Raw genomic sequence first — 14,349 nt, 5'->3', positions numbered from 1 at the left:
GCAAATATGATCCGTAAATCCTTCGTTATGCAGATCAACCCGAATGCGCATGCTGAATATCAGCGTCGGCATTCTCCGATCTGGCCGGAACTGGCGGAAACCCTGAAAGCCCACGGCGCGCATCACTACAGTATTTTTCTCGATGAAAAACGTAATTTGCTGTTTGGCTATGTCGAAATCGAATCAGAAGAGAGATGGGATGCGGTGGCGAAAACGGATATCTGCCAGCAGTGGTGGAAGCATATGGCAGACGTGATGCCTGCCAATGCCGATAACAGCCCGATAAGCAGCGATCTTAAACCGGTCTTTTACCTCGATTAACGCTTCGATTTGCGCCTTTTCCCTGCGCGGCCGGTTTTCCGGCCGCGACCGGTTTTTTACCCGCACGTGACGCCTCTGGTTTCCCTTTTCCCGTTCCCGGATTCTGTGCTTTCGACGCCGTAAAACGGGTAGTCGCAGGCCGTGCGATCCCCGAGCGCGGCGGAGCAAATCGCGGATCAAAACCATCCGGCGGCACCAGGCAATCCGGGCGAACGCCGATCAGACGACGCATTCCCATGGCTGTCAGCGCTTCGCGGATCACCGGCCAGTTCACCGGATCGTGATAACGCAGTAACGCTTTGTGCAACCGGCGCTGACGATCGCCCTTCGGCACTACGACGTCTTCGCTTTTGTAATCCACTTTGTTGAGTGGATTTTTGCCGCTGTAATACATGGTGGTCGCGCTGGCGAGCGGCGACGGATAAAAGTTCTGTACCTGATCAAGACGGAAGCGGTTCTGCTTCAGCCACAGCGCCAGATTGATCATATCTTCGGTGCGCGTGCCCGGATGCGCCGAGATAAAATACGGGATCAGGTACTGTTCTTTACCCGCCTGTTTCGAATAGCTGTCGAACAGCTCCTTGAAGCGGTAGTAGCTGCCCATGCCCGGTTTCATCATCTTCGACAGCGGCCCGGTTTCAGTATGCTCCGGCGCGATCTTCAGATATCCACCTACGTGATGTTCAGCCAGCTCCTTGATATAGCGTGGATCTTCCACCGCCAGATCGTAACGCACGCCCGATGCGATCAGGATTTTCTTGATGCCCTTCAGGCTGCGGGTACGGCGGTAAAGATTGATGGTCGGCTCATGGTTGGTGTCCATGTGCGTACAAATTTCCGGATACACGCAGGAGGCGCGGCGGCAGCTTTGCTCGGCTTTCGGCGACTGGCAGCGCAGCATATACATGTTGGCGGTCGGCCCGCCGAGATCGGAAATCACGCCGGTAAATCCCGGCACATTATCGCGGATCTCTTCGATTTCACGGACGATCGACTCTTCGGATCGGCTCTGAATGATCCGCCCTTCGTGCTCAGTGATCGAGCAAAACGAACAGCCGCCATAGCAGCCACGCATGATATTGATCGAAAAACGGATCATGTCATACGCCGGAATGGTCGCCTTGCCGTAAGACGGATGTGGCACGCGCTGGAACGGCAGTGCAAACACTTCGTCCATCTCTTCGGTGGATAACGGGATCGCCGGCGGGTTGATCCACACGTAACGATCGCCATGTTTTTGCATCAATGCCCGTGCACAGCCAGGGTTGGTTTCGTGATGCAGAATCCGCGAGGTGTGCGCATAGAGCACTTTGTCGGCCTTCACTTTTTCAAATGACGGCAGCAGGACGTACGTTTTCTCCCACGGCTTGGGTTTCGGCGCACGCACGGTCACCGGCTGCGGCGCGTCTGGCGCGGGCAGTTCACCTTCTGAACAGGGTAAATCTTCACCGTACGGATTCATGATAGGTTCGATGCGACCCGGTTTATCCAGCCGCGTGGAATCCACCCCGCTCCAGCCGACCAGCGCCGTTTTACGCATCACGGCGGTATTACGCACGTCGTGAATATCGGTAATGGCCTCGCCTGCCGCCAGACGGTGCGCGACTTCCACCAGCGGACGCTCGCCGTTGCCGTAAATCAGCATGTCAGCTTTGGAATCCACCAGCACCGAGCGGCGAACGGTATCTGACCAGTAATCGTAATGCGCGATGCGGCGCAGGCTGGCTTCGATGCCACCGAGCAGCACCGGCACATCGCTGAACGCCTCTTTGCAGCGCTGCGTATAGACCAGCGTGGCGCGATCCGGACGCTTGCCGCCCACGTTGTTTGGCGTATAGGCATCGTCGTGGCGCAGTTTGCGGTCAGCAGTGTAGCGGTTGATCATTGAATCCATGTTTCCTGCGGTCACGCCGTAGAACAGATTCGGTTTTCCCAGCCGCATAAAATCGTCTTTGTTGCTCCAGTCCGGCTGCGCGATGATCCCGACACGAAAACCCTGCGCTTCCAGCATACGGCCAACGATCGCCATACCGAAACTCGGGTGATCGACATACGCATCACCGGTCACCACGATAACATCACAGCTGTCCCAGCCGAGGTGATCCATTTCTTCGCGGGTCATCGGGAAAAACGGCGCAGTACCGTAGCATTCGGCCCAGTAACGCGGGTAAGAAAACAGAGTGCGTTCGGGTTGGATCAGGCTGATTGGCATAAAAGGTCTTCGTTCGGCGGCAAATAATTGGCCGCAAATTATACGGGTATGGCCTCAGTGGTGGGCGAGCAAATGACCTAAAATTGTTTTAGATCAATTCTGCGATATATACAAAAAAAGGCCTGCCGGTTTCCCCGCAGGCCTTTTGTTTATTCACCAAAGCGCTGTCATCCGAATGCTATTTTTTCGCCAGTGCCTCGAAGACTTTTTCGACCGCCACGGCGCCCGGATCTTTCACGCCTTTCAGGCTGTCACTGCTGAGGTATGACGAACGTCCGGCATTGGCTTTCTTCATGCTGGCCGTGTCTTTCGCGCCTTTGGCTGCTGCTTTGGCCGCGCCTTTCAGGGCATCTTTTTTGCCCAGTGCTTCCAGAGCCGGTTGCAGCGCATCGATCATCGTACGATCGCCGAGATCGGCGCCGCCGTAGTGCTTCATGCGTTCAAGACCAAACAGCAACGCTTTCGGCAATTTTTCGCCTTCTTCGAATTTCTTACCGGCAGCGGTAAAGAAGATCGACATCAGCACGCCGCTCGATCCGCCCATCACTACCGCCAGACGATCGCCGATCACGCCAAGCAGATCCGCTACATTATTGAGCGGCAGTTTTTTGGCTTTGTTCTGTTTCTGAATATCGCGCGCGCCGGTGGCAAAGGTCGAACCGGTATCGCCGTCGCCGACTTTGGCATCGAGCTTGTTCAGCTCATCTTCCAGTTCGGAAAGTGTCTGGGTAATAGTTTCGACAATTTTGCTGACTTGCGCGTTCGAAGAGGCTTTAGCGGTTTTCTTCTCGCTGATTTTCTTGCCTTTCTTCCTCGCCAGTTTTTCCAATTTAACCAGAGGCTGCCAGCCGGACGCTTCAACGTCTGCCAGCAACGCTTCTTCAATACCGCCTTTGAGCGCAATTACCGACAGAGAGAAACCTTTCATATCCAGCGCACTGACCAGCGACGCGGGGCCTATCAGATAACGGATCGAACCGCCGAGCGCCGAATGCACCACTTCTTTGGTCAGCTGACTCATCTCCAGCGGAGAAACACCGCCGAGGTTATTGATTAGTACCGCCAGTTTGTCGGATTTCTTCACATGTGCCTGAAGCTTTTCAACCAGCGTATCCACCACTTTTTTGCTGTTCTGGGTTTTCATCTTCGACACGCCTGGCTCGCCGTGAATGCCCAGACCCAGCTCGACATGGCCTGATTCGATACGCTGTTCTTCTTCATCTTCGCCGCCGCCCGGCAGGCTGCAACCGGCCATCGCCACGCCCATGCTGGCAGTGGCATCAATCGCCTGCTGCGCGATTTTGGTGACCTCTTTCAGGGATTTTCCCTGCTCGGCGGCGTAGCCGGCGATTTTGTGCACCAGCACCGTACCGGCGATGCCGCGCGGCTGTTTGTTGTCCGGCAAGGAAATATCGTCTGAGACCATCACCAGTTCGACGTCATACCCCATGCCTTTGGCTTTCTCCGCCGCCAGCCCGAAATTCAGCCGGTCGCCGGTGTAGTTTTTGACGATCAGCAGACAGCCCGCTTTACCGGTCACCGCCACAATCGCGTTCAGCACCGCATCGACGCTCGGCGAGGCAAACACTTCGCCGCAGACCGCGGCGGTCAGCATTCCTTTGCCGACGAATCCGACGTGCGCCGGTTCGTGGCCGGAGCCGCCGCCGGAGATCAAGGCGACTTTTTTCTTATCCCAGTCGCGGCGCACCACGACGCGGATCGCCGGATCGACGTCCAGCTTCGCCAGATTTTTGTAGGGAGAGGCCAGGATCACCCCTTCGATAACATCGTTAATCAGAGTCTTGCGGTCATTCATGAAAAATTTAGACATGCCGGACGTTTCCTTTTAACTGTTTTCCAGGTGTTTTGAGGGACTACATAAATTTTTTGATAACCAAAACATAGCACAGGAGAAAAATCGGGAAGGAGACGAGAAAGGCGGTTTCCCGCCTTTTCGGAAATGAAGAGGAAAGAATCAGTTACAGGCGAGGACTTTAATTGCCAGGCCGCCAGTGGACGTTTCGCGATACTTGGAGTTCATATCTTTGCCGGTTTCGTACATGGTTTCGATGACTTTATCGAGGCACACGCGCGGTTCGCTGGTGCGGCGCAATGCCATGCGCGAGGCGTTCACCGCTTTCACGGCAGAGATCGCATTGCGTTCGATGCACGGCACCTGAACTTGTCCGGCCAGCGGATCGCAGGTCAGCCCGAGATGATGTTCCATAGCGATTTCCGCTGCCATAAACACCTGCGCGGTGCTGCCGCCCAGCAGTTCGGTCAGACCCGCCGCCGCCATCGAACAGGCGACGCCAACTTCGCCCTGACAACCGACTTCTGCGCCGGAAATCGAGGCGTTCATTTTAAACAGAATGCCGACCGCGCCGGAGGCAAGGAAGAAACGGCTGTATGAATCAGGGCTTATCGGGCGGATAAACTGATCGTAGTAGGTCAGCACCGCAGGAATAATCCCGCATGCGCCGTTGGTCGGCGCAGTAACCACGCGGCCGCCCGCGGCATTTTCTTCGTTCACCGCCATCGCGTACATGTTGATCCAGTCCACGACGCCCATCGGATCGACGTTATTTTTATCCTGCGTCACCAGAATGCGGCGCAGCGCGGCGGCGCGGCGGTTGATTTTCATCGGACCGGGCAGCAGCCCTTCGGTGTGAATGCCGCGCGTAATGCCTTCACTCATCACGTTCCAGATTGCCGCGAAGTGATCGCTGATTTGTGCACGGGAATGGCTCGCCAGTTCGTTTTGCAGCATCAGCGCCGAGAGCGAGAGGCCGGTATCAATGCAATGCTTTTGCAAATCACTGGCGGACTGGAACGGGTACGGACGCACTACCGGGTTTTCATCCTGCAGGCCGAATTTACTGGCTTCGACGATAAAGCCGCCGCCAATGGAATAATAGGTTTGCGTGTACAGCAGCTCGTCGCCGTTAAAGGCACTGATCGACATGCCATTTTCGTGAAGCGGCAAATTGCTGGTGTGGAAATTCATGCCGGAACCGGCCGGGAAATCCACCTCTTTTGCGCCCTTGCCCAACATCAGACGTCCGGTGGTTTCCACCTGACGGATAAACGCCGGGATCGCATCGATATCAACGTCGTCCGGCATATTGCCGGCCAGCCCCATAATAATGGCCAGATCGGTATGGTGACCTTTACCGGTCAACGATAAAGACCCGTAAACGTCTACCACCACGCGGGTGGTCTGTGCGAGATGACCCAGAGAAATAAGTTCATCAGTAAATATTTTCCCGGCTTTCATCGGGCCAACAGTATGCGAACTGGAAGGACCAATACCAATTTTGAAAATATCGAAGACGCTGATCACGGTGGACTCCATGTCTGAATAGGATGACGGGAAAGAATAAGAAACAGGTAGCAGAAAGCAGTGAGCGGATTCTTTCCGCTCACTGTATTAACATATTTTATTAATTAACCGATCAGGCTGAATACAATCGCTGACATAGCAATCAGACCCATAATTACCACGAAGACATTACTGATGTGGCCGCTGTATTTTCTCATCGCCGGTACTTTGCGAATGGCATACATAGGCATCAGGAATAATAACATCGCAATAATCGGTCCACCGAGGGTTTCAATCATACCCAGAATACTTGGATTCAGAGTAGCAACCGCCCAGGCCGTGACTAACATGAAAATACCGGTATAACGATTCAGCTTAGGTAATGGAATCGTTTTCCCTTTGCTGCGCAGTGATTTAATCACCATGCCGTTGAAACCTTCACGCGCGCCAAGATAATGGCCGAGGAAAGATTTAGTAATCGCGATGAAAGCAATAAACGGTGCGATATATTCAATTACCGGGTTGGAGAAATGGTTAGCTAAATAAGACAGAATAGAAACGTTCTGCGCTTTGGCTTCCATCAGGTCTGCCGGAGACAGGCTCAGGACGCAGCTGAAGACGAAGAACATCACCGTCAGCACCATCATGATGTGGCTAAATGCCAGAATGCGTGAGCATTTTTTCTCAGCGTCGTCGCCGTACTCTTTGCGTTTCGCGACCGCGAAAGAAGAGATAATTGGCGAGTGGTTGAAGGAGAACACCATCACCGGAATAACCAGCCACAAGGTCATCAGCATGCCGTGCCCTACGCCGTTACCGGACAAAGAGACATTTTCGAAGACCGTGGTGTTCCAGTTTGGGATCAGGTACAGCGCCAGCGCCATTAATACGGCGACGAACGGGAAGACCAAAATACTCATCGCTTTGACGATCAGATCCTGACCGAAATGCACCAGCGTCATTAAGCCTAACAACAGCACCAGAGAAAGAATGGCGCGAGGTGGCGCAGTCATGTGCATCTGGTGAGTAATAAAGCTCTCAACGGTGTTAGTAATCGCGACGCTATACACCAGAAGAATCGGGTAAATGGCGAAGAAATAAAGCAGAGTAATTAACTTACCGGCGGAAATACCAAAATGTTCTTCTACAACTTCGGTAATATCTTCACCGGCATTTTTCCCGGATAAAACAAATCGGGTTAATCCGCGGTGAGCGAAAAACGTCATTGGGAATGCGAGAATTGCCATAATAATTAACGGTATTAACCCGCCAATACCGGCATTAATAGGTAAGAATAGAACCCCTGCACCAATTGCCGTTCCGTACAGGCCTAACATCCACATGGTGTCAGTTTTACGCCAGGAACTTACTGACTGTTTAGACAGCGTTCCGATAGTTGTGTTATCCATAATCCCTCATTACTTAATTATAAAATATTTCATTCCCCAGAATGGTTGATGTTTTTTCACTGCACCCGTCATCAAAAAAACCATCCTGACGGATAAAACATACCATTAATGCGGGCATGATACCTATCCGTAGCATAAAAATCTGGGTAACCGCCTGAGATTGAGATCATGGTCACGAATATCCTAAAATAGCCGCTTAATATTCCTTTAAATTCCAATCCATTAACATTTTCACTAATTTAATTTCATGAAAAAGAGAGACCGGTAACATTATTCTTTAGTAATAAATTGTTATCCCCGTGATTATTATTTAATTAACGGTCGAAATACAAACAGGTTGGTTTTTTTATCCACTTCCACCCCGAGACTCGTTGCTCAATAAAACAACAGCGCGAATTCTTATTACATTAATACTTCTTCAGTTTCCCGCGCAGAGCCTGGATCCGTGTCAACAAAACGCCACAAATTTGTGCTGCAACAAGGGGAAAAATTTTTTACTGACGCTTTCAGAACTATTGCCGATAAAGTTATTCTTACGCCGGTGAAACAATTTCAACCGGATGAAACGCAGAGCGAGCCAATGGGAAAAGCCCGACATTCTTTTTGCCTGTCAGTGAAGACGCACACCCGCTCGTTATTTCGGGCTGCGTACGGCTTTGCCATGCTCATGCTTCTGCTGATAGCCCCGCTGACCCCAAGCGCCGCGCAAACTCATAATGATATGGCGCCAGATTCGAGCGTTGCCCAAACCGTCAACGGTATCCTCAGTTATTCCCGCTGGCCGCCGGGGCAAGCCACTTCCACCGCGCTGCGACTGTGCATCATTCCGCCAGTGAAATATGCTGCGCAACTCACGCCCGACGGCAGTGCCTTCTCCGGCAGGCCGCTCAACGTGATGACTTACCCTTTCGACAGCCCGATGCTGGCGACGCAGTGTGACGCCATTTATTCGGGTAACACCACGCCGGAGCAGCAGGCCGATTTACATCAGCGGCTGGACGGCCATGCAGTTCTGACTATTGGAGAACAGGATGACGCCTGTGCATTGCTCAATGCATTTTGTCTGGTGATCACCGCCCAACATACCGGATTCAAATTAAATCTGGATACGCTGTCACGCAGCGGCGTGCGGGTAAATCCCGCCGTATTACAACTTGCCAGGGAAAAGGAGTGACCATGGAAAATAATATTCCTGTTCCTGACGTAGAACAGCCACGCCAGCGCAAGACGCTGGGCGCAGCGCTGAACCGCATCCATGTGATTGTGATTTTGACGGCGATCGGACTGGCGGGATTTTTGCTGACAATGCTGGCCCTGCTGGCACTGCGTTCACACGCAGAAAGCAATTTACAACTCACCGCGCGGGCGATCAGTTACACCACCGAAGCCGCGCTGGTGTTCAACGACGCCTCCGCCGCGCACGATTCGCTGGTGTTTATCGCTAGCCGTGGCGATTTCGCGCAGGCTAAAATTCTGACCCCGGCGGGTAACACCTTCGCAGAATGGCGGCGTCCGGTAGAAGGCAACTGGGACAAACTCGGGCAGTTCGTCGGCCATCTCGCCTTTCCCGATCCGGTCACGCTGCCGGTGATCCACTCCGGTTCAGTGATAGGTACCGTATGGCTCACCGGTAACGGCACCAGCCTGCTTGGCTTCCTGCTGGAAACGGTGCTCAGCCTGCTCGGCTGTCTGGTGCTGACTGCGCTGGTCGCGCTCTATTTCTCCCGAAGGATGCAAAAAGGCATCGTCGACGCACTCGGCCATATTACACGCGTGACGCATGAAGTGAGCGCTAACCGTTCGTTCACTTTGCGCGTGCCTTCCGCGCCGATTGCCGAGCTGCACACGCTCAGTCAGGACTTCAACAGCCTGCTGACCGAGCTGGAGGCCTGGGAAAATCACATGAAAAATGAGAACGTTTCGCTGACCAAAAAGGCGTTGCACGACGGCCTGACGGGTCTGCATAATCGCGCGTTCTTTATAGATACCCTGAATCAGTGCTTCAATCCGATGCGTCCGCCGCTGTCACTGGCGCTGCTGTTTATTGATGTCGATAACTTTAAAGAGATTAACGACTCGCTGGGCCATGCCGCGGGTGACCGCGTACTGATGGTGATTGGCGAACGGCTGTCGAAAATCCTGCGTGAAGGCGACGTGCTGGCGCGCCTCGGCGGCGATGAGTTCGCCATTCTGCTCGATCCGATGATCTCTACGGCGGAGTCGGTGGCCTTTGCCGAACGCATTGTCGAGATCATGAAAACGCCGGTGATATTACTCAACAACAAAACGCTGGATGTTTCACTGAGTATTGGTATCGCGCTGTCGCCTTCACAGGCAAACAGCGCTAAAGAGTTACTGGAAAAGGCCGATGAGGCTATGTACCGCTCGAAAAAAATATCCGGCAGTTGCTGGCATGTCTCAACCGGTATGCCGCTGACCCTCGTGACGAAAGACTAAAAGGAGTTTACCCCGATGCATCCGTATAAAACGTTTAAAACCTGGTACCAGTTCGCCGCGATGGGACTGTGCATTTTATTGCTGGCCGCCTGTCAGACCAAACCCGCCGGACTGACCCCGGAACAGATCGCCGTGCTGCAAAAAAATGGCTTCACCCAGACTGCTTCCGGCTGGGAACTGGGCCTGGATGCGAAAGTACTGTTCGGGAACAATCAGGCCAGACTGTCACCTGAAAGTGAACAGACCGTGGAAAAACTGGCGAACGAGCTGATGCACGTCGGCCTGACCAAAGTGAACCTCGACGGCCATACCGATAACTACGGCGACGCCAGCTACAATAACGATCTTTCATTACGCCGCGCCAATACCGTCGCCGACGCCTTTGCGAAGGCAGGCATGCCACGCGCCAATATTCACACCCGTGGATTAGGCCAGAGCCAGCCGGTTGCCAGCAATAAAACACAGGAAGGCCGCGCGCAGAATCGCCGCGTGTCTGTGATTATTGTCGTATAGATAGCGTCATGTGATGAATGTGGGGTGATAAAACACTTATCGCCCCTTTTATAACAATCCCACCAGATGCAGCGCGGCCTTGCAGTTATCCGTGCGACGCCAGGCCAGGGCGATTTGCGTCGTCAGTGTTTGCCCGGCAAGGGGCAGACAGCGCACATTATTCTCATCAATCTTACTCAATGAAGCAGGCACCAGCGCGTAGCCAAAACCTGTCGCCACCATGCTCAGCGATGACGTAATTTGCGGACACTGCTGACCGAAGCGCGGCGAGAACCCGGCCTCTTTGCAGGCCTGAGTGACGGCATCGTACAGCCCCGGCGATAAGTCGCGCGGGAAGGTAATCAGATTGTCATGCCGCAGCGCTGCCAGCCTGACATCTTTACCCTGACTGAGCGGATGTGTTTTCGGCAGTGCCACCATCATTTCTTCGATATCCATCACCTTAAAACTGAACGCTTTGCTGCGCTCGCACGGCAGGCGGATAAACGCCACGTCGAGTACACCTTCGCCCAGCGCCGTCATCAGCCCGGCCATATCCTTTTCCTGCGGCTCCATCACCATGCCCGGATATTTATCCCGAAAGCGGTGCAGCAGGGCAAATACTTGCGGGTTAAATGCGGTCGAGTTCGCAAAACCGATGCGCAGCGTGCCGTTCATGCCACGCGCCACCGCACGGGTACGCTCGAGGGCAGCATCGGTGAGTTTGATGATGTTCAGGGCGTCGTCGTACAGTACTTTTCCGGCTTCGGTCAGCTCGACGCCGCGGGTCAGGCGTTTGAGTAAAGGGGTTCCGATTTCATGTTCAAGCCGCTGTATTTGCTGGCTAAGAGGAGGCTGAGAGATGCCCAGTTGTTCGGCAGCACGGGTGAAGTGTCCCGTCTCTGCCACCGCGACAAAGTAGCGCAGATGACGAAGTTCCATATCAAAAACGTCTCAAAGTGAACACCTCCTCATATTGGAACTCCGGGCGGAATGGCGTCAACCTTTAGTTAGCTAAGTTAACCATTCCACTGCGGAGCTCTGCATGAAAAACCATTCTGATTCCTGTTCCTGCGTCGCCGATATCGCCCGTACGGCCACGGCGTTTAAGCAACAGCATCCTGAGCGCGTGCTCTATCAGTCTTCGCTGATGAGCGCACTGCTGAGCGGCGTGTACGAAGGTGAGACCACCATGGCCGATCTGCTCAAACACGGTGATTTCGGTCTCGGCACCTTTAATCATCTTGACGGCGAGCTGATTGCGTTCAACAACAACATCTTCCAGCTGCGCGGCGACGGCACCGCACGACGCGCCAGCCCGGATCAAAAAACGCCGTTCGCCGTGATGACATTTTTCAATCCCACAAATGAATACCGCATCGATCGCCCGCACAGCCGCGAGCAGATCCATAAGGTGATCGACAACGTAGTCGCCAGCCAGAACACCTTCTGCGCGCTGCGCATCGACGGGACGTTCAGCCGCGTCGAGACCCGCACCGTGCCCGAACAACACCGCCCTTATAAACCGATGCTCGAAGCCATCGAAGCCCAGCCGACCTACCACATCGAACACAGTCAGGGCGTGCTGATTGGCTTTCTGACCCCGGCGTATATGCAGGGCATCAACGTCGCGGGATATCACGAACACTTTATTAATCAGGAACGCAGCAGCGGCGGGCACGTGCTGGATTATCAGGTCGAGAGCGGCACGCTGACGTTTGGCTCGGTCGAAAAACTGCTGATCGACTTCCCGCAGGACAGCGATTTCCTGCACGCCAATTTATGCCCGGACGATTTGAACGACGCCATCCAGTCTGTTGAAAGCTAATCACCGTACATCGCGAAGGAGTGACAACATGAAAAATTCAGACAGTAAAACCGAATGGAACTGCGGTGCAGATCTGGTGGTCGCACAGCTTGAAGCGCAGGGCGTTAAACACGTCTTCGGCATTCCCGGCGCCAAAATCGACCGCGTTTTCGACTCCCTGCTCGACTCCAATATCACGCTGGTCCCGGTGCGCCACGAAGCCAACGCCGCCTTTATGGCCGGAGCCGTCGGCCGCCTGACCGGCAAAGCGGGCGTCGCGCTGGTCACCTCCGGCCCCGGTTGTTCGAACCTGATCACCGGCGTCGCCACCGCGACTTCAGAAGGCGATCCGCTGGTGGCGCTCGGCGGCGCGGTGAAACGCGCAGATCATGTGAAACAGGTTCACCAGACCATGGACACCGTGGCGATGTTCCGCCCGGTCACCAAGTATTCAGCCGAAGTCACCTCCCCTTCGGCGCTGGCCGAAGTGCTGGCAAACGGCTTTCGCGCCGCCGAGTTTGGTCGCCCCGGTGCGGCCTTCATCAGCCTGCCGATGGACATCGTCAACGAACCGGCTAGCGGTAAACTCCTGACCTCACAGGCGCCGGTACTGGGCAGCGCGCCGCACGATGCAATCTTGCAGGTCGCGCGCCTTTTGCGGCAGGCCAAAAATCCGGTGCTGTTGCTCGGCCTGATGGCCAGCCAGCCGCGTAACGCCGAGGCCATCCGCCGGTTGCTGCATAAAAGCGATCTGCCGGTCACCAGCACCTATCAGGCCGCAGGGGTTATCGACCAGGCGTCATTCCACCGTTTCGCCGGCCGCGTCGGTCTGTTCAACAATCAGGCCGGTGACCGCCTGCTGCGCAACGCCGATCTGGTGATCACCATCGGTTACAGCCCGGTCGAGTACGAACCGGCGCAGTGGAGTAACGACAACGCCGAGCTGGTTCATATCGACGTGGTACCCGCCGAGACCGACAGTGACTATCTGCCGGACGTCGAGCTGGTGGGCGACATCGCCGATACTCTGGATTTGCTGACCGAACAAATTCACCAGCGTATCGATCTCAGCCCGGCGTCGATCGATATTCTGGAAGACCGCCGCCAGCAGCGCGCGCTGTTAGACCAGAAAGGCCGCAGCCTGAACCAGTTTGCGATCCACCCGCTGCGCCTGGTGCGCGCGATGCAGGATATCGTCAACAGCGACGTCACGCTTTGCGTCGATATGGGCAGTTTCCACATCTGGATCGCCCGCTACCTTTACAGCTTCCGCGCGCGTCAGGTGCTGATTTCCAACGGCCAGCAGACCATGGGCGTCGCCCTGCCGTGGGCGATTGGCGCGGCGCTGGTCGATCCTGGCCGCAAAGTGGTGTCAGTTTCCGGCGACGGCGGATTTATGCAATCGAGCATGGAGCTGGAAACCGCCGTCCGCCTCGGGGTGAATCTGCTGCATATCATCTGGGTCGATGAGGCCTACAACATGGTGGCGATTCAGGAACAGAAAAAATACCAACGCACCTCCGGCATCCAGTTCGGCCCGATAGATTTCAAAGCCTATGCCGACGCCTTCGGCGCGAAAGGTTTTGCCGTCACCTCCGCCGACACGCTGGAAAGCACCCTGCGCGCCGCCATGGACGTACAAGGCCCCGCCGTCGTCGCCGTACCGGTGGACTACAGTGATAATGCGTTGCTGATGGGACAGTTGAATTTGGGGGAGATGTTTTAGGGGGGAGAATTCAGGAAACTGTAGCGGAGGAAAATTCAATACGATTTGCAGATGCATCATGAATCCAAGCATCAAACCCGGATAGCATGAAATTGAGCATGTGTTGGGGGAGGCTCCTGAGACTACATTCCCAGAATATTGCGACCCTGTAGTTTTCAGCTAAAAGCTGGCTGATACATTCTCTGTCTCTTTGCCTGGAGAGCATAATCTTGTTCAGCCAGAATTCAGGACGTGTAGCGGGCAACCGGAAATACTTACAGTTTTCGTGACCATGCCAGAAGCAACCATGAACGAAGATGACAACACCATACTCAGGTAAAACCAGGTCTGGTGTTCCCGGCAGTTCTTTGACGTTCAGAAGAGGCGAATAGCCCCGCTTCCGGAGAAGATGCAGTAACATCCTCTCCGGTTTAGTGCCGCGATTCTTAATCGCGGCCATGTTTTTGCTGCGAATAGCTTTGGAGTGGACGTCTGTCATAGGGGACTCACAAAAGACATCTTTTAATTAGAATGGGAGATATATAGTATTTATAATTTGCAAACTTTATTGTCCGAAGTTTTCACTAAAAAAATTATTACTAAATAGCGTCATTAAGTCATTTA

General features: G+C 54.2%; 12 protein-coding genes. 6 read left to right on the top strand and 6 right to left on the bottom strand.

Annotation, left to right across the window (positions count from 1 at the left end):
- The first annotated feature begins 6 nt into the window (after window positions 1-6).
- Complete coding sequence (gene rhaM, locus ACMHLI_RS00180) at window positions 7-321, top strand: L-rhamnose mutarotase (RefSeq protein ID WP_112168361.1); 315 nt, start codon at window positions 7-9, stop codon at window positions 319-321.
- On the opposite strand, the gene ACMHLI_RS00175 is transcribed toward rhaM, so the two are convergent.
- From ACMHLI_RS00175 to ACMHLI_RS00160, 4 genes are all read right to left on the bottom strand, one after another.
- On the bottom strand, window positions 296-2,533 hold the full coding sequence (locus ACMHLI_RS00175) for a YgiQ family radical SAM protein (RefSeq protein ID WP_413527745.1): 2,238 nt from the start codon (window positions 2,531-2,533) through the stop codon (window positions 296-298). The genes rhaM and ACMHLI_RS00175 overlap by 26 nt on opposite strands.
- Before the next feature lie 178 nt (window positions 2,534-2,711).
- Complete coding sequence (locus ACMHLI_RS00170; protein ID WP_413527744.1) at window positions 2,712-4,364, bottom strand: glycerone kinase; 1,653 nt, start codon at window positions 4,362-4,364, stop codon at window positions 2,712-2,714.
- A 144-nt stretch (window positions 4,365-4,508) separates the two neighbouring features.
- A complete protein-coding gene (locus tag ACMHLI_RS00165; RefSeq protein WP_413527743.1) occupies window positions 4,509-5,876 on the bottom strand; it encodes an L-serine ammonia-lyase in 1,368 nt (455 codons plus the stop codon).
- Between the two features lie 104 nt (window positions 5,877-5,980).
- Window positions 5,981-7,264: an HAAAP family serine/threonine permease gene (locus ACMHLI_RS00160; protein WP_413527742.1), complete on the bottom strand. Its 1,284-nt coding sequence runs from the start codon at window positions 7,262-7,264 to the stop codon at window positions 5,981-5,983.
- Window positions 7,265-7,709: 445 nt separating this feature from the next.
- Here ACMHLI_RS00160 and ACMHLI_RS00155 point away from each other — a divergent pair, with 445 nt between their 5' ends.
- Genes ACMHLI_RS00155 through ACMHLI_RS00145 form a run of 3 tightly spaced genes read left to right on the top strand, consistent with a single transcriptional unit; the run spans window position 7,710 to window position 10,234 of the window.
- Complete coding sequence (locus ACMHLI_RS00155; protein WP_413527741.1) at window positions 7,710-8,438, top strand: YfiR family protein; 729 nt, start codon at window positions 7,710-7,712, stop codon at window positions 8,436-8,438.
- Between the two features lie 2 nt (window positions 8,439-8,440).
- Window positions 8,441-9,721, top strand: a complete 1,281-nt coding sequence (locus ACMHLI_RS00150) for a diguanylate cyclase domain-containing protein (protein ID WP_413527740.1) — start codon at window positions 8,441-8,443, stop codon at window positions 9,719-9,721.
- 15 nt (window positions 9,722-9,736) lie between these two features.
- Window positions 9,737-10,234 (top strand): OmpA family protein, encoded by a 498-nt coding sequence (locus tag ACMHLI_RS00145; protein WP_413527739.1) that lies wholly within the window; start codon window positions 9,737-9,739, stop codon window positions 10,232-10,234.
- Between the two features lie 48 nt (window positions 10,235-10,282).
- Here the strand turns inward: ACMHLI_RS00145 and ACMHLI_RS00140 are convergent, their stop codons facing one another.
- Window positions 10,283-11,155: a LysR family transcriptional regulator gene (locus tag ACMHLI_RS00140; protein ID WP_413527738.1), complete on the bottom strand. Its 873-nt coding sequence runs from the start codon at window positions 11,153-11,155 to the stop codon at window positions 10,283-10,285.
- 103 nt (window positions 11,156-11,258) lie between these two features.
- On the opposite strand from ACMHLI_RS00140, the gene budA reads away from it, so the two are divergent.
- Window positions 11,259-12,041 carry an acetolactate decarboxylase gene (gene budA, locus ACMHLI_RS00135; RefSeq protein WP_413527737.1) on the top strand — a complete coding sequence of 261 codons (783 nt, stop codon included), beginning with the start codon at window positions 11,259-11,261 and terminating at the stop codon, window positions 12,039-12,041.
- Window positions 12,042-12,069: 28 nt separating this feature from the next.
- Window positions 12,070-13,746, top strand: coding sequence for an acetolactate synthase AlsS (gene alsS / locus ACMHLI_RS00130; protein WP_413527736.1), 1,677 nt, complete (start codon window positions 12,070-12,072; stop codon window positions 13,744-13,746).
- A 10-nt stretch (window positions 13,747-13,756) separates the two neighbouring features.
- Here alsS and ACMHLI_RS00125 read toward each other — a convergent pair whose 3' ends face one another.
- The gene (locus ACMHLI_RS00125) at window positions 13,757-14,224 is read right to left on the bottom strand and encodes a very short patch repair endonuclease (RefSeq protein WP_413527735.1); all 468 of its coding nucleotides are present in this window, start codon (window positions 14,222-14,224) and stop codon (window positions 13,757-13,759) included.
- Window positions 14,225-14,349: the final 125 nt, after the last annotated feature.

This window comes from Rahnella inusitata (genome assembly GCF_965118895.1).
GTDB lineage: Bacteria > Pseudomonadota > Gammaproteobacteria > Enterobacterales > Enterobacteriaceae > Rahnella > Rahnella inusitata_A.
The sequence above is the reverse complement of the archived record's forward strand: the minus strand, read 5'-3'. Positions and strand labels throughout refer to the sequence as shown.